The 20,503-nt window shown below is 35.8% G+C and carries 20 protein-coding genes; 12 read left to right on the plus strand and 8 right to left on the minus strand.

Annotated features, from left to right (window positions below; genetic code table 11):
• Positions 1 to 214 precede the first annotated feature (214 nt).
• Together HDC90_RS11675 and HDC90_RS11680 are read right to left on the minus strand one after the other, a co-directional pair.
• Complete coding sequence (locus HDC90_RS11675; protein ID WP_184466528.1) at positions 215 to 1,267, minus strand: HmuY family protein; 1,053 nt, start codon at positions 1,265 to 1,267, stop codon at positions 215 to 217.
• Positions 1,268 to 1,291: 24 nt separating this feature from the next.
• Positions 1,292 to 3,355, minus strand: a complete 2,064-nt coding sequence (locus tag HDC90_RS11680) for a TonB-dependent siderophore receptor (RefSeq protein WP_184466530.1) — start codon at positions 3,353 to 3,355, stop codon at positions 1,292 to 1,294.
• Between the two features lie 102 nt (positions 3,356 to 3,457).
• Here HDC90_RS11680 and HDC90_RS11685 point away from each other — a divergent pair, with 102 nt between their 5' ends.
• Positions 3,458 to 4,396, plus strand: a complete 939-nt coding sequence (locus HDC90_RS11685; RefSeq protein ID WP_184466532.1) for a helix-turn-helix transcriptional regulator — start codon at positions 3,458 to 3,460, stop codon at positions 4,394 to 4,396.
• Positions 4,397 to 4,417: 21 nt separating this feature from the next.
• Here HDC90_RS11685 and HDC90_RS11690 read toward each other — a convergent pair whose 3' ends face one another.
• The gene (locus tag HDC90_RS11690) at positions 4,418 to 5,434 is read right to left on the minus strand and encodes a LacI family DNA-binding transcriptional regulator (protein WP_184466534.1); all 1,017 of its coding nucleotides are present in this window, start codon (positions 5,432 to 5,434) and stop codon (positions 4,418 to 4,420) included.
• A gap of 561 nt (positions 5,435 to 5,995) precedes the next feature.
• On the opposite strand from HDC90_RS11690, the gene HDC90_RS11695 reads away from it, so the two are divergent.
• The 8 genes from HDC90_RS11695 (at position 5,996) to HDC90_RS11730 (ending at position 12,645) form a co-directional block, all read left to right on the plus strand.
• Complete coding sequence (locus tag HDC90_RS11695) at positions 5,996 to 7,090, plus strand: MBL fold metallo-hydrolase (protein WP_184466536.1); 1,095 nt, start codon at positions 5,996 to 5,998, stop codon at positions 7,088 to 7,090.
• Between the two features lie 51 nt (positions 7,091 to 7,141).
• The gene (locus HDC90_RS11700) at positions 7,142 to 7,504 is read left to right on the plus strand and encodes a hypothetical protein (protein WP_184466538.1); all 363 of its coding nucleotides are present in this window, start codon (positions 7,142 to 7,144) and stop codon (positions 7,502 to 7,504) included.
• A gap of 56 nt (positions 7,505 to 7,560) precedes the next feature.
• Positions 7,561 to 8,343: a hypothetical protein gene (locus HDC90_RS11705; protein WP_184466540.1), complete on the plus strand. Its 783-nt coding sequence runs from the start codon at positions 7,561 to 7,563 to the stop codon at positions 8,341 to 8,343.
• A complete protein-coding gene (miaA, locus tag HDC90_RS11710) occupies positions 8,343 to 9,272 on the plus strand; it encodes a tRNA (adenosine(37)-N6)-dimethylallyltransferase MiaA (RefSeq protein WP_184466541.1) in 930 nt (309 codons plus the stop codon). The genes HDC90_RS11705 and miaA overlap by 1 nt, the downstream gene beginning before the upstream one ends.
• Positions 9,273 to 9,390: 118 nt before the next feature.
• Entirely contained in the window at positions 9,391 to 9,891 is a 501-nt protein-coding gene (locus HDC90_RS11715) for a hypothetical protein (RefSeq protein ID WP_184466543.1), read from the plus strand.
• A 153-nt stretch (positions 9,892 to 10,044) separates the two neighbouring features.
• Positions 10,045 to 10,596, plus strand: coding sequence for a hypothetical protein (locus HDC90_RS11720; RefSeq protein WP_184466545.1), 552 nt, complete (start codon positions 10,045 to 10,047; stop codon positions 10,594 to 10,596).
• A gap of 95 nt (positions 10,597 to 10,691) precedes the next feature.
• The gene (locus tag HDC90_RS11725; protein ID WP_184466547.1) at positions 10,692 to 11,222 is read left to right on the plus strand and encodes a DUF3347 domain-containing protein; all 531 of its coding nucleotides are present in this window, start codon (positions 10,692 to 10,694) and stop codon (positions 11,220 to 11,222) included.
• Between the two features lie 133 nt (positions 11,223 to 11,355).
• On the plus strand, positions 11,356 to 12,645 hold the full coding sequence (locus tag HDC90_RS11730) for a citrate synthase (protein WP_184466548.1): 1,290 nt from the start codon (positions 11,356 to 11,358) through the stop codon (positions 12,643 to 12,645).
• Between the two features lie 133 nt (positions 12,646 to 12,778).
• On the opposite strand, the gene HDC90_RS11735 is transcribed toward HDC90_RS11730, so the two are convergent.
• The 5 genes from HDC90_RS11735 to HDC90_RS11755 all read right to left on the minus strand — a co-directional run bounded on the left by HDC90_RS11735 (position 12,779) and on the right by HDC90_RS11755 (position 17,985).
• A complete protein-coding gene (locus tag HDC90_RS11735; protein ID WP_184466551.1) occupies positions 12,779 to 13,909 on the minus strand; it encodes a DUF3667 domain-containing protein in 1,131 nt (376 codons plus the stop codon).
• A 17-nt stretch (positions 13,910 to 13,926) separates the two neighbouring features.
• Positions 13,927 to 15,306 carry a nucleoside permease gene (locus HDC90_RS11740; RefSeq protein WP_184466552.1) on the minus strand — a complete coding sequence of 460 codons (1,380 nt, stop codon included), beginning with the start codon at positions 15,304 to 15,306 and terminating at the stop codon, positions 13,927 to 13,929.
• A 186-nt stretch (positions 15,307 to 15,492) separates the two neighbouring features.
• On the minus strand, positions 15,493 to 16,107 hold the full coding sequence (locus HDC90_RS11745) for a bifunctional nuclease family protein (protein ID WP_029275168.1): 615 nt from the start codon (positions 16,105 to 16,107) through the stop codon (positions 15,493 to 15,495).
• Between the two features lie 75 nt (positions 16,108 to 16,182).
• Entirely contained in the window at positions 16,183 to 17,151 is a 969-nt protein-coding gene (locus HDC90_RS11750) for an electron transfer flavoprotein subunit alpha/FixB family protein (RefSeq protein ID WP_184466554.1), read from the minus strand.
• A 96-nt stretch (positions 17,152 to 17,247) separates the two neighbouring features.
• A complete protein-coding gene (locus HDC90_RS11755; protein ID WP_184466556.1) occupies positions 17,248 to 17,985 on the minus strand; it encodes an electron transfer flavoprotein subunit beta/FixA family protein in 738 nt (245 codons plus the stop codon).
• A 131-nt stretch (positions 17,986 to 18,116) separates the two neighbouring features.
• Between HDC90_RS11755 and HDC90_RS11760 the strand changes: the two genes are divergently transcribed.
• The 3 genes from HDC90_RS11760 to HDC90_RS11770 all read left to right on the plus strand — a co-directional run bounded on the left by HDC90_RS11760 (position 18,117) and on the right by HDC90_RS11770 (position 20,414).
• Entirely contained in the window at positions 18,117 to 18,452 is a 336-nt protein-coding gene (locus tag HDC90_RS11760; RefSeq protein WP_184466558.1) for a tetratricopeptide repeat protein, read from the plus strand.
• Between the two features lie 36 nt (positions 18,453 to 18,488).
• Positions 18,489 to 19,706 carry a chromate efflux transporter gene (gene chrA, locus HDC90_RS11765; protein WP_184466560.1) on the plus strand — a complete coding sequence of 406 codons (1,218 nt, stop codon included), beginning with the start codon at positions 18,489 to 18,491 and terminating at the stop codon, positions 19,704 to 19,706.
• Positions 19,707 to 19,796: 90 nt separating this feature from the next.
• Entirely contained in the window at positions 19,797 to 20,414 is a 618-nt protein-coding gene (locus HDC90_RS11770) for a porin family protein (RefSeq protein ID WP_184466562.1), read from the plus strand.
• Positions 20,415 to 20,503 lie beyond the last annotated feature (89 nt).

Below are 20,503 nucleotides of genomic sequence, written 5' to 3' on the forward strand. Positions count from 1 at the left end.
GGGGACCTTAGAAATAGATTTTAAAACATAAACAACCTTAATTAGCCAATAAGCCTTATTTATCTTCAATAATCAATTTTAACCGGACAACAGTGCATTGCATTCAGCATGACAGCCGTTTAACATACCCCCCTAAAAAGATAAAGCTCCCCATCGCGGAGAGCCTATATCCAACTAACAAAACATATTTTTTCTAGGTAAGCTTTAGCCTACATTATCCTTTCTTAACCAATTTATATTCGATTACTGGTTTGCCACGTGTACCGCCGTCGCCAGCACCCATCGAAATAAATTTCAACTTGTAAACATTACCAGCTGCATCCTTGATTACATAAAAAGTTTTAAGCGTAACTCCTGTAGCCGGTTGAGTGCTTCTCCATGTTGAACCAATTATTGCTCTATCTGATTTAAAATCTACTGTACTGATGTTTGATTCTTTAAAATCTGAATAAGTAATAGTGTTTTCTGAAACAATACCAGCCACTACACCTCCTAAATTGTTAATGAAAATCAAATCAGAAAATGCATAAGGGAAAGTAGCAGTCCAATACATACTGTAAGTCCAAACAATATCCCAGCTAGCTTTTACGGGCTCAACAGAAACAGCAGTTCCTTTTATCAAAGCGGTAAATTGGAAGTTAGCGTCAGCATTTTTGGTAATATCTAAAGTCTTAAAAGTCGTTTCAGTAACCTTAGCATACTGCAAAGTATAACCTGTTGTACCTTTTCTAATTACCCTGATTTTATAAAGTTCATCGTTAGCTAAAACAGTTGCAGCACCACCTTTCCGGTTAATGATATAAACTTTGTTTTCAGCATCTGTAGCAGAAATAGCAGCAATAGCTGTTTTATTTAAAATATTGGATTCTCTACCATCGTCAATTATGGTAAAATTACCTTGTCCCTGACCAACTTTTAAAGCATTAGGATCAAAATCGGTAGTAGTTACAGCGTTTAAATCTGTTTTATTAATAACTAAAGCAGAAGCACCATTGGTTGAGTTTAATATCACTTTAAAATCTGCTCCCGAATAAAAACCTAAATCCCAACTATCTCTTTCAACAGCAGTTTGTTTATTAGCACTAAAATCTACATAAACGCTATTACCAGCGGCACTTCCTAGTTCAGCACCAACTAATCCATTAAGGGTTAAAATACTTCCATCAGAAGGCGGCACCACTACTATTGGCTTTTCTGTATCTTTTTTACATGCTGTAAAGGTTACCGCTAAAAAAGCGATCGCAATCATTGAGTTTAATTTATTCATCTTTATTATTATGTTATTTTGATATTAAAGTTTATCCCAGCTATAGCTCAGCCCTAATACATAAGAACGACCATAACTGTAAGGTACGGTACTGCCTCCTGTGCTATGCGCGCCCCCGCTGGCGCTCGAACTATTGGTAAGTTGTGTTACATTAAACAGGTTTTTAACACCTGCATTGATGGTTAAAGATTTGAGCAGGTTTTTGTTGAACATTAAATCTGCGGTGTGGAACGCACCGATTTTTACCAGTTTTGCCGTAGCATTGTTCGTTAACTGATAACTTGGTAAACTGCCGGTATATTTATAAAACAGGCTGATGCTTCCATTAAGCTTGCTAAAAGTGTAGGTAATGTTCGAGTTCAGCTCTGTAGCCCAAACAAATTCTGGCGTTTCCAGGTTGGCGTTTTCACTTAAGTCGTTATATCTCCCGATGTATGATGCTCCAAGTGTAGCCTGAAGATTTTTAAAGATTAACGTGTTTTCCAATGTACCACCGGTTGTTTTGTATTTAGAAATATTGATTAATGTGGTAATGGTTGGATTTATTGGATCGAAACCAAATTCGATCCTGTTTTTAAATAGATTGTAGAATCCAGATAGGGTAGAACGGAACTGAAAATCACTAAGCTGTACACCTGCCCAAGCCAGTGAACCATTAAAACTGTTCGATTCTTCTGCCTTTAAATTGGGATTACCTAAAATGTTATGACTGGCATCAACGAAATCATAATACAATTCTCTTAACGCAGGAGATCGGAAACCTTTGGCATAAGCTATACGCAGATCTAGGTCTTTGGTTAAGATCAACTTCGCATTTAATGATGGAATTACAGGAGGTGCATCGTAAACAGAATTTTTAATCACCCTTAAACCTGGTCTGATATTTATCAAATCCCCTAATTTAATTTCTGCTGTAACAAAAGTTGCATAATCATTAATTACTGGCGCTCCTTTAATTCTTTGCCCGTTGGCCGCATCTCTGCTGTATTCAACACCAGGTTGAAAGGAAATCGATTTACTATGGATATATATGGCTGTAGCCCTAAAGTTAGTTGCGTTAAATTTTGCGACATCCTGTTCTCCCGCACCACCTGATAATTCTTCAGTATTATTGGTAAAGTCATGGATTACTGTTCTGGTTGCACGATCGAGCTTGATAAAACCCGCAACGGCAGCCAGTTGTAGTTTATTGCTGATTTTATATTCTGATTGAAGCTGTTGGGTATATCGGTGTGTGGTATAAGTTTGTAGTAATCCTTTATAAGTATTCGGATTTAAACCAGACCGCACATCAATATCTTCTTTCAGTCCATCTAAACGATACCAGATACTGAAATTATGATGCCGGTAGCCTATTTTGGTATTAGCCAAATATTGCTCTTTTGGTTTCCACCGATTGGTAACCTCGGCAACTTCTTGTATGGTAGCCGTTTTGCTTCCTAAATTCCAGCCACCAAAATCGTTGTGGCTAAAACCTACCAGCACACTCCAATTGCTGTTTTTCCAGTTGGCAGTAATATTCTGCATATGGTTACCCTTGCCCGATAAAGCTTCATATTCGTTACCAGCTGTTTCTTCCTGTACCCTTGCAGATAGATTTAGCAATTCCCTACCAGGTTTTTTGGTGATAATATTAATTACACCTGCCAATGCATCAGCTCCATATATTACAGACATTGGTCCTTCTACAATCTCAATCCGGTCAATCGTATTAATGTCTATCTGATTTAAACTTTCGCGGGTATCTGATCTATCTACCATAGGTACGCCATCTAAAAGTATTTTTACATTTCTACCCGTCATCCCCATTAATTGAATATCAGTAGTACCCAATGTTAAATCGTTGCTAAAACGGAAACCCAATTCGGTATTTAAAACCTGCTGTACATTGGTTGCGGCTCTTAACTTAATCCGATCTGCACTTATTGTTCTTACATTGTATACCGAATTTCTTAAAGTTTGCAGACCATACTGCCCCGTAATTACCACATCTTTTAAATCATTTGCCTTTGCAGTATCAACTTTAAACACTTGGGCTACAGCAACAAATCCATAAATTGATAAGACAATTGATAAATATATTTTCATTTATTTAGACTAATTATAAATAATTATGCAAATTTGTATATAATCACAAAAAAAAGATAACGTTAAACGGATAATTAATACCGCCAAACGGATTAAATGAATATGGAAATTAAACTCTCAACCTATCCAACAGGAAATATTGTTTATAAGAATACCTATCCTGATAATTTTGATGGCATTAATGATGTAAACGAAGCTGTGTTAACATTTGAAAAGGATGGTATAAAATACCATATAAAGGAAAAGTGGTTTAGTGGGATCCATATTGGCATTACCGAGATCCATCCGCATAAAGAAGAGCGTTTTTGCTTTGAATCTTCTCAACAACATATTGGCTTTTTATTTTGTCTGAACGGCGCGATTAATTATGGTAACGATCATCAACAACAAGATACTTTTTTATCGCTCATTAAAAACGAGCAAGACTTTAATATAGGCAGGGTTAATTCGATCAGATTTAATGTAACAACAAAAACCAGATACCTTTATATACAGTTTACATCAGATTATTTTCGCCAGGTAACCGGAGGAAAACCCGATAATGATATTAAATCTGAAATCCCAAAATCCATCAATCCAGAAATCGGATTGATATTGCAGCAAATTATTTCCCCTAAGTACGAGGGTAGGGTAAAGCGCCTGTTTCTGGAAGCCAGGATATTTGAGCTGATTATTGCTTATATTAATCAAAAAGCAGATAAACAAACACGCCTTTTAAAAAAGGAAGATGTAGAAAAAATTCTTTTGGCCAAACAATTGGTTGAGTACGATTTACAAAATCCAAATTCATTAATCGAGTTATCGCGTAGGGTTGGAATTAATGATTATAAGCTTAAAAGAGGTTTTAAGGCGCTAATTGGGCATACTGTATTTGGGTACCTCTATAAGATCAGGATGGAGAAAGCCCATTATTTTCTATCCAGGGAAAAGAAAACTGTAAACGAGGTTTCTTTTCTTGTAGGCTATAAAAACGCACAACACTTTATTACTGCCTTTAAAAAGCATTATAATATTTTACCAGGAAGTTTAAACAAAAGCTAGAAATTCAGCGCAAACGTTTGTTTATTCTTTTACATCGTTTATAATCAAATCAGACTCTACAATGGTGTTGTAATAGGCCTGGTTCTCAGAATTAGGACTATGAATAAGATCTAACAAGATGTTGGCCGCTTTTTGTCCCTGCAAATACGGATATTGCTCTACTGAAGCTACAGGCGAATTATCTAAGTAACTGATAATAGGCAGGTTCGCATAACTCACTACATCAAAATCGTTAATTACATTCAGCTTTTTGAAGTATTTAATCAGGAAGAGTGCTACATAATCATTAAAGGCTACAATCGCTGTGGGTTTCCGCTTGTGATTTAAAAATTGATTGGCTACGTCGATAGTACCTTCCTCAGTTAGGTCACAGTTCACCACCAACGATGGATCAAATTTTAAGCGATTAAACGTAATCGCTTGCATATAGCCATCCTTGCGTTCCTCACTGGCGTATAAGGTACTTGGTCCATTAATCATCCCAATACTTCTATGTCCTTTTTTCAAAAGATAGTTCACCGCCTTAATTGTTGCGCTCTCTAAGCTACACGCTACATAATGCACGTTTTTAAACGGAGGTATCCGATCAAAAAATACTACAGGTATATTAAATGAATTAAGTTTTTCGAAATGATCAAACTTTGAAGTGTCTTTACTGATTGATACTAATAAGCCATCAACACGTTGATTTTTCATTTTTTCAACGAGCTTTACTTCCTGGTCATAATTATCGTGCGACTGAGCAAAGATAACTGTATAATTTTTCTTAATCGCCTCATCTTCAATGGCAGAAATAGCGATAGAGAAAAAGTGTTCTGATAACTCAGGTAAAATTACACCAATAGTATATGTTTTCCCTTTTTGAAAAAGAATTGCCGCATTATTAGGCTCATAGTTTAGAGACTTAGCCAGCTGCTTAATTTTTTCCCTAGTTACCGCTCCAATGCTCGGATGATCGTGCAATCCCCTAGAAACACTGGATGGAGAAATGTTTAAGATTCTGGCTATTTCTTTGATGGTTGTTGGTTTCGACTGCATTCTGAGTGCTAAACTACATTAAATTTCTTCAATATGTAATAATACAAAATTAATCAAACGTTTGCGTTGTTTTTTTTTCTCATTTCTTTCCTCCGCTATATAAATATCAATACTTTCGGAAAAGTTAAAGGCCATACGTTTTAAAAAATAATAATAGAAAATTTATATATATAAAGCAATTTTAGCGCTTAAAAAACAAAATTGACCTACAATTATAAAAGCACACCCAATGATTAACAAAAGTACCCCCTCGATTTGGGGGTATTTAAACAAAAAAACGAGAAGTGTTCGTACCACTCCTCGCTAAATTGGGTTTATTCCTGCACGCAAGAAACAATAAGTTATCTAAGCTATATGTTAACCCTTTTCAAAGGTATAAAATTTACGCGTGTTATAAATAGAGTAGTGTCTTATTCTAATTATTATAAAGTTTTTATACCGATACTTTACCAGTTAAGGCATTGATATTAAATCCGTAAGAAGTAATCCATGCGTCATATATCTCACTCCAGCGTCTTTTTTAAAATCATATTCCTACTTTGGTTTTATTAATTTTTAAAAATGATAGCCGTATACATTTTACTTTTTGTTTTAATCGCCTTCTTCGTTGTAACAAACCTCCCCGTTTTTGGTCGTTTGCCAAAGGGGCAGCGATTGGAGAAAATCCATCATTTGGCCAATTATCGTGATGGTGCACTACAAAATCAGTCGATAACGTTAATGCAACCTGAAGGTGTTAGCCTTTTTAAGGTTTTAAATGCATTTCTCTTTGAAAAACACCCTAATAAGGCTCCAGATAAAGCGCTTCCTTTTATTGCACCTAACTTAAACGGAAAACCTAAAAGCGATGCTCCCGAAATTATCTGGTTTGGGCATTCTTCTTATTTAATTAAAGTAGGGGGCTTAAGGATTCTGGTTGATCCAGTTTTTAGCAAAACTCCCTCTCCATTTTCATTCATTGGAAGTAAGGCTTTTTTGGGCACTGACCTCGTAAAAGCAGAAGAATTTAGAAATATCGATATCCTGATCATCACACACGATCATTATGATCACCTCGATTACCAGAGTATTTTAAAAATCGCACCTGAAGTTAAGACTATTGTTACTTCGCAAGGGGTTGGTGAGCATCTGGAAAGATGGGGAATTAGTATCGAAAAGATTACTGAATTAGGCTGGGATGAATCGGTTGATTTATTTAATGATATGAGAATCACGGCTGTTCCGGCAAGACATTTTACCGGACGAAAATTTAAACGGAATCAAACCCTTTGGTCGGCCTTTATATTAAAAGCGGCAAACTGCCAACTATTTTTAGGAGGCGATTCTGGTTATGATACACACTTTGCTAAAATAGGTGAGGAGTTCGGTCCTTTCGATATAGCCTTGCTCGAGTGCGGGCAGTACAATGCTTATTGGCCTTACATCCACATGTTTCCCGAAGAAACGGTGCAGGCCGCAATCGATTTAAAAGCAAAAATTTTGATGCCAGTGCATTGGGGCAAGTTTAGCTTAGCCATGCACCCCTGGAATGAGCCAGCTAAAAGGGTGGTTGTAGCTGCAGCAGCAAAACAGCTTCCTCTGGTTACCCCAAAATTGGGTGAAACAATAATTTTAAACGAATATTTGCCAACAGAAAACTGGTGGCTTGAAGAATAAAACTAAACAATAATTGTACTATGGTGTTTAATTCTAAAATCAAATACAATTATGAAAACTGATCTTGTTGAAATTTTTCAGACCATTAGAGCCGGAATACAGCCCTACGCCACCCGTGGATATACGGTACACGAAAATTCGGAGAATGGCTATGATCTTTATAGTGAAAAAAATATTGAAGTAAACGGCAAAAAAGTGACCGAACGCTTTTTTACCGGCGTTTATATTAATGGTGATGCCGTAGAAGTCAAAATCAATACAGATGAATTTTCTACAACAAATCATAATTTAAGTGATTTTGGCAAAAATAAAGCAGGCTTGAAAATCTCAGTACTTGATGATCCCAAATTAAAAGAAATTGAAACTTTGATAGAAATTATCCATACTAACTTTAAAGAAAAAGAATGGATTTAACAATCTGATGGTTAAATTTGCAGCAGATAATTTATTCTGAATAACCCTTCTACTGATTGAACAATTTAATTTCTGACTGTAACTGGCATCATCAATTAAGTTTAATACTTGCTAATAACAAAATTGGGTATGTTTTTTTTATAGAGGATGAATTTAGTCTAATACGGATCGAACATCAATTGATCATTCATCTGGTAAGTTTAAAAAATAAATTTACTCCACGAGATCTCATTCAATTGCAAGAAAAACACTATCAGGAAGGTACTAAACTTATTCACCTCTGGGAAGATCTTTGGCAATCAAAACCTGAGCAGGTTTTAGGAAGAATAAAATCTCTGATTGGTAAAAATATCCGTATCCATGGTAGAAAAACCAAAGTATTCAGAATTACTAAACCAGTTTCTGATTCTTTTTTAACTGAAAATCACTTACAGGGATCAGTAAGTAGCCGTTATAAAATTGGTTTATTTGAAAAAGATGAACTCTTGGCTGTTGCTACTTTTTCGGCGCTGCGCAAAATGAATCATACAGAAAACTATAAATCGGCAGAATTGATCAGGTTTGCGGTTAAGGCAGGTTATTCCATTACAGGAGGCTTAAGTAAACTGATTTCCTTTTTTGCTGAAACCTATAAACCTAATGACCTGATGACTTACGCAGATCGTGACTGGTCAGCAGGAGAGGCCTATATCAAATTAGGCTTTAAACAGACTGCAGTTTTAGAACCTCAGGTTTACCTGCTGGATGAAAATCTAAATCGACAGCTTAAAAAGGATAATCAGCTTTTAGCAACGGAAGTGTTTAATACCGGAAGTCTAAAATTTATTCTCAAATTTTAATGGATCAGCGTAATCTCATCATCATTTTAGGGGCAACTGCCTCTGGCAAAACCAAGCTTGCCGTAAGCATAGCCGATGCCTTAAATGGAGAAATTATTAGTGCAGATAGCCGTCAGATATTTAAACGAATGGATATTGGTACCGGTAAAGATTTGCAAGAATATTATATTAATTCAAGAAAAATTACTCACCATTTAATTGATATTTTAGAACCTGGTGAACGTTATCATGTAGATGCTTTTAAAAATGACTTCTATCAAGCCTTTGAATCTGTAACGAAAAAAAACAAAATACCTATCCTGTGTGGTGGAACAGGGATGTATATCCATAGTCTTTTGCAAAATCAAACTTTAACAGCTGTTCCAGTAAACCAACAATTAAGAGATCAGCTCAACCCATTGTCGAAAGAAGAGTTGATTTCAAAATTACAGCATGGTAAAAACCAAAATATGGATCATGTTGATCTTTCCTCTAAAAAGAGATTAATCCGCGCATTAGAAATAACTGATTATTTGAGACATAATACCCTGGAAGTTGTTGAAAGGCCCGAAATTAAACCGATTATCTTTGGATTGAAGAATGAAACAGAAGTGACCCGAGCTAAAATTCTAACAAGATTGAACGAAAGATTCAAGGCAGGTTTAATTGAGGAGGTAGAACAATTAATTAAAGAAGGTATTGGCAAAGAAATGTTGGTTTTCTATGGACTGGAATATAAATTCATTGTTAATTACCTGGATGGCTTATTAACTTTTGAAGAATTAAAGCTAAGACTGGGCATTGCTATTTGCCAATATGCGAAACGACAAAGTACCTTTTTCAGGAAAATGGAAAAGGACAATATTGAGATTATTTGGCTCGATGCATCAGCACCTTCAAACGTACTAAAACAGCTGGTAATTGAAAAAGTTTTAGCTAACGGAAATTAACTTTTATTGGTCATCTTAATGTTGGTTTATGGCCTAAATAGTATCAAAAATGCCCTTTTGGCACAACCTTTGTACTTGTTATAACATATTAATTTAACTCAAAAACAATATCTTAAGCATGAAAACAATTACAAAAATCATTGCTACTTCAGCAGCTGTCGTGGCTTTATTCTTTAGTACAAATGCTAACGCGCAATCTCGAAATTTAGGTATAGGATTAAATGTAGGTGCAGGAACTACAACAGGTTTAGGTTTGGTTATTGGTGGTGACATCAGGTACCAGTTTAATGTTGATAAACAACTATCTATCCCTGTAACAGCTGGTTATAACAACTTTTCAAGAAAAGATTCATACGGGGGAGGTAGTTTTGGAATTATTCCAGTAAAAGCTGGTGCTAAATATTTCTTTAATGATTCAGGTTCTGGTGCTTATGGATTAGCAGAACTTGGTGCTGGTTTTGGAACTGAAAAAGGTTCTGGTACTTCATTCGTTTATTCACCAGCAATTGGTTATGCGTGGCCTAGTGGTTTAGATGTAGCAGCAAAATATGAAGGTTACTCTAATAATGGTAGCATAGGTTTTGCAGGTATTCGTTTAGCTTACGGATTTAGCTTGTAAACTTAAACCACAGATAATATTGAAAGCCCCGATTTTGATCGGGGCTTTTTTATTTCATAATATTCTGAAAAAAATGAAAATTTAAAAATCCATAACCGATATTTTAACGTAAGTACATTCAAACCCTTAATTGATAACTTAAAATATCTAAGAATGAAAACAATTACTAAACTTTTTGCAACGACATTAACGGCCTTTGCGCTTTTAACCACAACGAATTTAAAAGCCCAAACGACAGGAGCCACCGAGTCTACAACAACAGGAAGCGGAATGGCATTTAAAATTGGTGCAGGTGTAAATTACGGAATATTTCCAGATAGATCTGAAATGGACTACGGTTATGGTGCAGATGTAAAACTTCAGTACGATTTAAGTCCGTTTGTAGCAGTAACAGCTTCTGGTGGCTATACCCGCTTAAAATGGAAAGGCAGCCCACTTAAATTCGAATTTATCCCTTTATTAGGCGGTGTTAGGGTATTCCCGATTGAAAGAATGTACCTGGCTACTGAACTTGGCTCTGGTTTAGCCATTAAAGAGGGTGCCAATATGAACTTTATCTATACCGGTGGTTTAGGTTACGAATGGAAAAACGGTCTTGATTTAGGTGTGAAATACGAAGGTTATGTAAACAATAGTGCTTCTGATCTTTACTTCATGAAAACCGGACAATTTAACTTGAGATTGGCTTATAATTTTAAATTATAATTAAAACATCATATAATTTAAAGTCCCGATGAAAATCGGGACTTTTTTATTTATTTACCATTTAAATTGCTATTTTGAGCCGAAAACCAAATACTATGAAAAGAATATTCGGAATAGCAATACTTGCCACATTAATGGCCTGTAATCAGGCTGATAAAAAATCTACAGAAACTAAAGATTCAACAAAAATCGATTCAGCATCGGTGAAAAATGAGATTTCTATAAAAGATAAGCAGAAATCCGAAATCTTTAGCCAATATGTAGATTTAAAAAATGCACTGGTAAAATCAGATTCAGCAAGTGCACAAAAATCTGCTGCACAGTTGCAAATGAGTTTGGCTGCTTATAAAGGTTGTGAGCCTACCTCAGCTGTTGCGGGCAAAATCGCTGCAAGCAATATCCTCGTTTCGCAAAGAAAAGATTTCACGGTCTTAAGTGCCGATTTGATCGCTTTACTTAAAAATGCAGAAATAGAAAAAGGCACAATTTATGTTCAGCATTGCCCGATGGCTAATAAAGGAGATGGAGGTGACTGGTTATCAGCCGAAAAGGAAATTAAAAACCCTTATTACGGCAAAGAAATGTTAACCTGTGGAAGAGTTGCCGAAGAAATTAAAGCAAAATAAGATTTCAGATCCTGTCTAATTAAGCACGATTGTTACGTCATTTTGACTAATTATTCATATTAATTTAACAGATTTGTTATGCATGTATATTAATTTTATATAATTTAGAAAGCTATAAACACAATACAATAATATGTCAGATATTGCAGAGATAAAAGTTGATGGTAAGACAGTTGAATTGCCAGTAATTACAGGAACAGAGGATGAAAAGGCCATTGATATTTCGAAATTAAGAGATCTTACGGGCTTCGTAACTTTAGATACTGGTTTTAAAAATACTGGTTCTACAAAAAGCAAGATCACTTTTTTAGATGGTGAAAAGGGCATTTTAAAATATAGGGGATATTCTATTGAAGAGCTTGCTGCAAAATCGAGTTTTTTAGAAGTGATTTATCTGATTATTTATGGTGATCTTCCAACGCAGGCTCAATTAGAAGGCTTACAGGCCGAAATCAGCAAACATACACTCATCCATGAGGATATGAAGAAATTTTTTGATGGTTATCCATCAAAATCTCACCCAATGGGTCAATTAGGCTCCCTGATCTTCTCATTATCTACATTCTATCCAGAGTGCTTAAAACCAAATCAAACGGCAGAAGAACAAAATTTAACCATTATTAAACTTTTGGCTAAATTCCCAACCATTGTTTCTTTCGTTTATAAAAAATCGTTAGGTCATCCACTTATTTATCCAAAAAATAAATATGATTATGTGACCAATTTTCTTTGGATGACATTTGGACAACGTACAGAAGATTATGATGTAAACCCGATTGTTGTTAATGCCATGAATAAATTGCTAATTCTGCATGCAGATCATGAGCAAAACTGTTCGGCATCTACAGTTCGTATAGTAGGTTCTTCTGATTGTAATTTATATGCTTCAATTGCTGCAGGTATTGCTGCACTTTGGGGTCCATTGCATGGTGGTGCCAACCAGGCTGTGATCGATATGTTAGAATTGATTAAAGCTGACGGTGGTGATACAGAGAAGTGGATTGCTAAAGCGAAAGATAAAAACGATCCGTTCCGTATGATGGGTTTTGGGCATAGGGTTTATAAAAACTTCGATCCAAGAGCTAAAATTATCAAAAAAGCTTGTGATGATATCTTAGAAAATCTGGGTATTGATGATCCGATTTTAGAAATTGCTAAGAAATTAGAGGAAGCAGCTTTAACTGATCAATACTTCATCGATCGCAAGTTATATCCAAATGTAGATTTTTATTCAGGTATTATTTACCGCGCTTTAGGTTTCCCATCCGAAATGTTTACCGTCCTATTTGCGTTGGGCCGCTTACCAGGATGGATTGCACAATGGAAAGAAATGCATGAAAACAAAGAACCAATCGGCCGTCCACGTCAGATTTATGTTGGCGAAACCGACAGAGAATTTGTTGAGCTTAAAGACAGAAAATAGTTAGTCTTTAATATATAAAAAAACCACCCGATAATATTCGGGTGGTTTTTTTATGGGATTTATTTTATCCACTACCAATCTCCTAGAGCAAAGTGTAACGTAGTCGAGATATCTGTCGAGATAATTTGATTTATTACGTAGCTACGTAATAAATCAAATTAACCATAATAAATTCTGAGACATTAAACGCAATCCAGAAGAGTACAAAGATCCAGAACATTTTAAAGATAATGCTACCGGTTTTACGTTGATAGAAAACTTTTAACGCACTAAACATGTACCAACAAATCCAAACCAGCACAGCCAGCTCAATTGTTTTAGTAATCACGTAGGTATTTTGAAAAACATGCTTTATCAATGGAGCCGTAAAAATCTGCACGATAAAATAAGCTGTCATACCATGGATGGTAAATATCAGGTGATTCAAATAGTAAATATGATTCTTCCTGAAATTCCACATGATAAAAAGTGCCAGTAAAGGCATCAATAAAAAGTATTGTTTTGGCCTGTTGTGTTCTAAAGTCTCATGAATCACTTCCGATTTTTCGCCAAGACTGATTGCTCTCTTTTTCAACAGCTTTTCGTACCAGCTATCTTGTTCGGCTGAAGGAAGTTTTTGCTGACGCGCTAAATAGGACGCATAGGTACTATCGTTCCTTTCGATATGGATATCACTGTAATTATCAATAATATCTTCAAGCGAATCTGATTTAAGCGTTAGGTTTTCCGCTTTTATCCTATTCAGTTCAATTTCCTGATCTTTAAAGCCCAGTTTTTTAAATTCTTTAGTCTTTATCGCATTATCCAAAGATTTTACTGTCTTTTTAATAATGGCATTGTTTTCAGGCATTCCTGCAAGCTTAAGCGCTTTGCTTACACTATCCGTTACATTCTGGTTCTTTTTCTTTTCAACCGTGATGCCATCGTCATTATGTTTATCCTTCGTAACATGTTTGGGCGAATAAACAACCAAAAAATAAACAATGGAGACAAAAATGTACATGCTTACAGGATTGATGTACCTGGCTCTTTTACCAGCTAAATAATCGAGCGTAACCTTTCCGGGCTTTGTTAAAAGAGGAGAGAGGGTTTGAAAGAATTTATTATCGAAGTGAAAGTAATGTGCAATACTGTGACTGATAAAAGCCCAGAAACTTTCTTTTAATTCTAAATTTGGCTGACCACAATCACTACAATAATGTTTCTCAACATGAGCACCACAGTTTAGGCAGTTGTGTTCTTTTCTATACTTACCAGCTGACATAAGAGGTTATTCGGAAATTATAAATGGTTAATGGCTTCTACTTCGGCACGAGTATGTTTATGCTTAAATATCACAACAAAAACAATTGCAATAATGAGTACATAAATGGTAAAGGTTAACCATATGTTATGCCAGTCTTTTACATCCAGCGCCCTGCTCAGATCTCCATTAGGAAATACCTCAATTCCTTTATTTTTAAGGAATTTAAGCAGATGTACATTATCTTCCTCACTTTTAACGTATTTGGAAAGCGAACCAATAGTATGGTAGTAAGTGGTAAAGAAATGGCTAATCATCCAGCCAGAAACCAAACTGCCAAACACGGCACCAAAGCCATTGGTCATCATCATAAATAAACCCTGCGCAGAAGAACGGATTTTTGGAGTAGTTGATGTTTCTACAAACAGCGATCCAGATATGTTAAAGAAATCGAATGCCATGCCATAAACAACGCATGAAGTGATGATCATCCATAAGTTGGTTGATGGATCGCCATAAGCGAATAAACCAAAACGCAGTACCCAGGCGAACATTGCAATTGCAATTACCCATTTAATTCCAAATCTTTTCAAAAAGAAGGGAATAGCCAGGATAAAAAGTGTTTCTGATACCTGCGAAATCGATAAAATAATGGTAGAATATTTAATTACAAATGATTCTGCAAAAACAGGAAATAATTTAAATTCATCTAAAAAAACATCACCATAAGCATTGGTTAGCTGTAAGGCCGCACCTAAAAACATGGAGAAGATAAAAAACAGCGCCATTTTGTAATCGGCAAAAAGCTTAAAGGATTCGAGTCCGAGCTTTTGTGCAAATGTTTTCTTATCGCTGATTAAGTTTAGGGGCTTACAGGCCGGTAATGTAAAAGAGTATACCCCCAATAACAACGCACTTATACCTGCAATATAGAATTGGTTGGCACTGGCTTTATTACCTGTTAAATTGGTAATCCACATGGCAGCAATAAAACCGATAGTACCCCACACCCTAATGGGTGGGAAGTCTTTTATTACATCAAAATTACCGTTCTTTAAAGTAGTATAACTAATAGAATTGCTAAGTGCTATTGTTGGCATGTAAAAGCACATGGCTACCAGCATTACCCAAAAAAAACTATGTGGACTTTCTACTTGAGGTAAATAAAACATAGTAGCTGCGTAAAGGATATGTAAGATAGCATAAAGCTTCTCTGCATTGATCCATTTATCGGCAATGATACCTGTAATGGTTGGCATAAATAGCGATGCAATGCCCATTGTAGAGAAAATTATCCCAAAATCTGCGCCATCCCATTGTTTGGTTCCGAACCAATAATTTGCAATTGTAATTAACCACGCAGCCCATACAAAAAATTGCATGAAACTCATTATAGTTAAGCGAAACTTAACGTTCATAATAATAGTTTAGTTTGAGTTATTGAAAGTAAAACTTGAATATAGAACTATTTTGAATGATAATCCAAAATGAACCTAAATTATTTTAAATAATTTGGTTCATCTTAGAATTTAGCTTTTATAGAAGGGGATTTGAGAAAAATTTAGACAATTTTTGGTTGGATAAACATTTAAAATGTAATAATACTAAGATGTTCCGCGTTTATTCAATTCATCTCTTAATCTTGCTGCCTTTTCATAGGCCTCTTCAGCAATAGCTTCCTGTAATTTTTGTTGAAGTTCTTCTAAGGTAAGATCGCCAAAACCTTGTTGCTGGGTTGAAGTAGGCAAGCTATCTGCTTCGGGCTCTTTTGCAATAGAATCCATATTTTCAAGAAAAAGAAAATCATTACCTTCTATCACAATACCTGCAGAAGCCAAAATAAATTCGTAAGTATAAATCATAGCATTAAACCGAACAGCTAAAGCAATAGCATCTGATGTTCTGGCATCAACTTCGTGCGTATTTTTACCATCGCTACAGATCAATTTAGCATAAAACACACCGTCAACCAGATTGTATATAATAATTTCCTGAATATTGATATGAAAAGTATCAGCCATTGATTTGAATAAATCATGTGTTAATGGCCTACTAGGAGTCATTTTCTCAATTTCTATCGCAATGGCCTGTGCCTCAAATGCACCAATAATAATCGGTAAGCGACGGCGTCCATTTACTTCTCCTAAAACAAGGGCATAAGCACCAGATTGAGTCTGGCTGTAAGATAAACCTACAATATCTAATTTAACTTTTTTCATATTTGCAGATGTCATGTTGAGCTTGTCGAAACATTTAGCTAAATCCTTCGACAGGCTCAGGATGACAAGAATGAATTATCCCTTATGTGCTTTTAATGCTTCAATTAATTTTGGTACAACCTCAAAAGCGTCGCCAACAATGCCATAATCGGCCACTTTAAAGAAAGGAGCTTCTGGATCTTTATTGATTACAACAATCACTTTTGATGAACTCACACCCGCCAAATGCTGGATAGCCCCAGAAATACCGATAGCAATATAAAGGTTAGGGCTAATGGCAATACCTGTCTGGCCAACGTGTTCTGAGTGTGGTCTCCAGTCTGCATCTGATACTGGTTTAGAACAGGCTGTAGCTGCACCCAACAAACCAGCTAATTCTTCGATCATCCCCCAGTTTTCTGGTCCTTTTAACCCCCTGCCGGCAGAAACTACCAATTCTGCATCAGGTAATGAAACTTTATCAGTTGCCCTTACAATTTCTTTAATAACGGTTCCTAAATCTGATTGTTTAATATCTGCAGCAAAGGTTTCTATTGCAGCATCTGTAGCATTTTCTTTAACTCCAAATGCATTCGGATTTAAGGCGATTACTTTATTAGCGGATGTTAACTCGGTAATGGCAAATGCTTTACCAGAAAAGGCAGTTTTCTTAACCGAAAATTTACCATCGGTGCTCGGTAATTCTACCGCACCATCAGCTAAACCAGCTTTAAGTTTTACTGCAATACGCGGTGCTAAACCTTTACCGGAGAAAGAGTTAGACAAAACTATAATGTTGGCTCCTTCTTTTTCTGCAGCGGCAGCAATAACGCTCGCATAAGCCTGATTTACAAATGTTTTTAATTGGTCGGCATTTACATTTAATACCTTTGATGCACCATATTTACCTAATTCTTTTAATTCACTATCGGCAACATCGCCAATAGAAATTGCGGTTAAATTAGTTGATTGTTGATCGGCAATGGCTTTGGCATAAGATACGGCTTCAAAAACAGATTTCTTAAATTTTCCCTCAGCTTGTTCTACATATACTAATACTGACATATATTTTTATTCCCTGAATTCCCTTATATGGGAATTTTATGTTAAATTAATTCTATTAATTATCTCTTTATTTGGCAACTGATTGCTAGCTGCCAGTTAAATTACTTTGGCTTCGCTATGAAGTAAACTGATTAACGATTCTGTTTGATCGGCAGGAATTAACTTAACCGTTCCACGAGGAGCAGGAGTTTCATATTTGGTTACTTTGGTTACCTCTTCTACAGCAACAGCATCGACCACTGTTAATGGTTTAGTTCTGGCGCTCATGATACCGCGCATATTCGGTATTTTGGGTTCTGCTACACCTTCTGCACAACTTGCAATAAACTTACCAGAAACGGTTAAAACTTCTTTACCACCTTCAATTTCCCGTTCAATTGTCGCTGTATCGCCATCAATAGCCAATTTTTTAATGATAGATACTGAAGGGATATCTAAAAATTCGCCAACCATAGCAGCCACCTGGTTACCGTTGTAATCGATAGACTCGCGACCAGTTAAAATAATATTAAAATCTTTGTCTTTTGCATATTCTGCAATCTGTTTTGCCACGAAATAAGCATCTCTTGGTGCCGCATTAATCCTAATTGCATCATCTGCACCAATTGCAAGTGCCTTTCTGATCGTTGGATCGTTAGCTGCTTCGCCAACGTTGATCACAGTTACTGTTCCTTTTCCGCCTTCGGTTAATTCAATGGCACGTGATAAAGCGATTTCATCGTATGGATTAACAATATATTGCACTCCCGACGTATTGAATTCGGTATTATCATTAGTAAAAGTTATTTTTGTCGTTGTGTCTGGCACGTTACTGATACAAACTAATATTTTCATATGTTAATAGTGGTTTTTATTACTATGAACGATCTGGAACTAAAATTGTTTAACTGTTGATCGGTTCATATATGATATCATTATTATATAAGGTCTTTCTGCAAATTTAATTAAAAAAGCAAGGAATTAAAATGTCATCCACCCGATTAAGCAAGTTATTAGAATTTTTAGAAAGCGATCCTAACGATCCATTTATACTATATGCCTTAGCCACAGAGTATAATGCGCAAAATGATAAAGAAAAGGCTTATTCTTTTTACCTTCAGTTAACTGATAAACATCCTGATTATGTAGGTACTTATTATCATTTAGGCAAGTTATTAGAAAAAGACGATCAAAAAGAGAAAGCAATCGAAATTTATCAAAAGGGGATGCAGATAGCGCGTAACAAAAGAGACATGCATGCTTTTTCTGAATTACAGGGCGCATATAATACCGCAGCCGGATTAGATTATGAAGACGATTAGTTCAGTTAACGGTTATCAATTTTCAGTTTTGAACTAATGCAAACAAAACCTATAGCTGCAAAAAAACAGTGGTTATTTATTAGAAACGTAATCTTTTTTACATTTACTTCGTTTGGAGGTGCGCAGGCACACCTGGCGCTGTTACTTAAGTACTTTGTTCAGAGCACTAAATTTATTTCTGAGGAAGAACTTTTAGAGTTAAATGCACTGGCACAGGTACTCCCAGGGCCAGCATCTACACAAACCCTGGTTGGGATAGCCTGGAAGGTTGGAAAACTTAAACTGGCCATTATTACTTTCCTGATCTGGATATTACCCACAGCAACCATAATGACCTTTGCGGCAATCAGTTATGCTTTGCTAGATCAAAAACAAAAGTTTAACGATATTTTAGAATATATCCAGCCAATTGCACTAGGCATTGTAGCCTATGGCGCATGGAAACTTGGTAAAAAGGTTTTATCCTCGCAAGTTTCGATATTCCTGGCTACCGCTTCAGTTATTGCTACATTGGTTTTAAGAAATGCTTATGTATTTCCATTATCAATATTGATTGGCGGAATGATTTCTTCGGCCATCGAAACACCAAAAGAAGAAACAGAGTTAAGGGTTAAACTTTTTTCAAATATCAATCCTAAAAAACTGGTTTACTTTTTAGGCGCTTTGCTCTTGTTTGCATTGGTAGGCGCAATTATAAACAGAACTTCACCTTTTAGTTTACCTATTCGCTTACTCGAAAACTTTTACCGTAATGGAATATTGGTTTTTGGAGGAGGGCAGGTGCTTGTTCCTTTAATGTTTACCGAATTTGTAGAGATGAAACATTATCTGCCTGCCTCAGGATTTTTATCTGGTTTTGCACTACAGCAAGCCTTACCTGGTCCAACATTTTCTTTTACCAGCTATTTGGGCGCACTAAGCATGAAGAATTTTGGATACGGATTATGGGGTCAAATTTTAGGTGGATTGATCGGAGTAATTGGCATTAACTTACCTGGACTAATCCTCGTTTTATTTATTGTACCGTTTTGGGATGATTTAAAAAAAATCTCCAGGATCCGTCATAGCCTTTCCGGAATCAATGCTGTTAGCGTTGGATTTATTATTGCTGCTTTTGTGCTTCTTTTAATACCAATAGGCTTTAACTGGATATTTTTTGGGATTATGATCGCTACATTCCTGCTGCTTAACTTCACCAAAATAAGCCCACCTATTATCGTATTGGCAGGTATTCTTATCGGATACATGTTTTAATCGTTCATACTATTTTCAAATCGGTTGTTGATTTTTCAATAACCTGGTTTTTAGTTTTATCTTCGCCAAAATTTAAAATCAGATAAAATTATGAAGAAACTATTAACGCTTTTATTATTCGCCGGCTTAGGCATGACCAGTCAGGCACAAGAGAAAAACAGCCTTGAATTAGGAATACATGCCGGCTATAATCTGGCTACAGTATCTACAAGTAACCAAACGAACAGCGATTACAGAAATGGCTTTAACCTTACAGCGGTTGGAGATTATTTCTTTTCAGACAGATGGAGCATAAAAGCAAAGATCGGGTACGATCAAAAAGGCTGGGACAATGGTTATTTAACCAATTTGGATAATGGGCAAAGTTTTGCTACCGATTACCATATCAATTACCTCACCATTCCGGTAATGGCGAACTGGCATTTTGGTAAGAAAAGAAACTGGTATTTAAACTTTGGTCCGTATTTTGGCATTTTATTGAATGCAAGCGAAACAAGATTTAATACAGACTTAAAGAATTTTATCCACAATAGGGATATCGGCCTAGATTTAGGCATTGGCGTTAAATTACCAGTAGCCAATAAAGTAAAGGTATTGTTAGAGCTTGATGGACAATCAGGTATTACTGATGTATTTAAACAAAACCAGGGTTATCAGATTAGAACAAACAGATCGAGTTTTAATGCAGGTTTACTTTTCGATTTGTAGAAAAGAATTAATGTATAAAATCCCTTGTGTCTTTATAAAAGCACAGGGGATTTTTTATTAAATTTAATGCTAAAAATGAAAATAGTTTG

The sequence above is a fragment of the Pedobacter sp. AK013 genome, assembly GCF_014205835.1.
GTDB lineage: Bacteria > Bacteroidota > Bacteroidia > Sphingobacteriales > Sphingobacteriaceae > Pedobacter.

What these genes read in the sequence shown, in the direction of transcription:
- HDC90_RS11715 (WP_184466543.1), top strand. Translation starts at nt 9,391, where the DNA reads ATGAAAACAATTACAAAAATCATTGCTACTTCAGCAGCTGTCGTGGCT.
- HDC90_RS11760 (WP_184466558.1), top strand. Translation starts at nt 18,117, where the DNA reads ATGTCATCCACCCGATTAAGCAAGTTATTAGAATTTTTAGAAAGCGAT.
- HDC90_RS11675 (WP_184466528.1), bottom strand. Translation starts at nt 1,267, where the DNA reads ATGAATAAATTAAACTCAATGATTGCGATCGCTTTTTTAGCGGTAACC.
- HDC90_RS11745 (WP_029275168.1), bottom strand. Translation starts at nt 16,107, where the DNA reads ATGAAAAAAGTTAAATTAGATATTGTAGGTTTATCTTACAGCCAGACT.
- HDC90_RS11725 (WP_184466547.1), top strand. Translation starts at nt 10,692, where the DNA reads ATGAAAAGAATATTCGGAATAGCAATACTTGCCACATTAATGGCCTGT.
- HDC90_RS11740 (WP_184466552.1), bottom strand. Translation starts at nt 15,306, where the DNA reads ATGAACGTTAAGTTTCGCTTAACTATAATGAGTTTCATGCAATTTTTT.
- HDC90_RS11680 (WP_184466530.1), bottom strand. Translation starts at nt 3,355, where the DNA reads ATGAAAATATATTTATCAATTGTCTTATCAATTTATGGATTTGTTGCT.
- miaA (WP_184466541.1), top strand. Translation starts at nt 8,343, where the DNA reads ATGGATCAGCGTAATCTCATCATCATTTTAGGGGCAACTGCCTCTGGC.
- HDC90_RS11735 (WP_184466551.1), bottom strand. Translation starts at nt 13,909, where the DNA reads ATGTCAGCTGGTAAGTATAGAAAAGAACACAACTGCCTAAACTGTGGT.
- HDC90_RS11755 (WP_184466556.1), bottom strand. Translation starts at nt 17,985, where the DNA reads ATGAAAATATTAGTTTGTATCAGTAACGTGCCAGACACAACGACAAAA.
- HDC90_RS11685 (WP_184466532.1), top strand. Translation starts at nt 3,458, where the DNA reads ATGGAAATTAAACTCTCAACCTATCCAACAGGAAATATTGTTTATAAG.
- HDC90_RS11700 (WP_184466538.1), top strand. Translation starts at nt 7,142, where the DNA reads ATGAAAACTGATCTTGTTGAAATTTTTCAGACCATTAGAGCCGGAATA.
- HDC90_RS11730 (WP_184466548.1), top strand. Translation starts at nt 11,356, where the DNA reads ATGTCAGATATTGCAGAGATAAAAGTTGATGGTAAGACAGTTGAATTG.
- HDC90_RS11695 (WP_184466536.1), top strand. Translation starts at nt 5,996, where the DNA reads ATGATAGCCGTATACATTTTACTTTTTGTTTTAATCGCCTTCTTCGTT.
- chrA (WP_184466560.1), top strand. Translation starts at nt 18,489, where the DNA reads ATGCAAACAAAACCTATAGCTGCAAAAAAACAGTGGTTATTTATTAGA.
- HDC90_RS11770 (WP_184466562.1), top strand. Translation starts at nt 19,797, where the DNA reads ATGAAGAAACTATTAACGCTTTTATTATTCGCCGGCTTAGGCATGACC.
- HDC90_RS11750 (WP_184466554.1), bottom strand. Translation starts at nt 17,151, where the DNA reads ATGTCAGTATTAGTATATGTAGAACAAGCTGAGGGAAAATTTAAGAAA.
- HDC90_RS11720 (WP_184466545.1), top strand. Translation starts at nt 10,045, where the DNA reads ATGAAAACAATTACTAAACTTTTTGCAACGACATTAACGGCCTTTGCG.
- HDC90_RS11690 (WP_184466534.1), bottom strand. Translation starts at nt 5,434, where the DNA reads ATGCAGTCGAAACCAACAACCATCAAAGAAATAGCCAGAATCTTAAAC.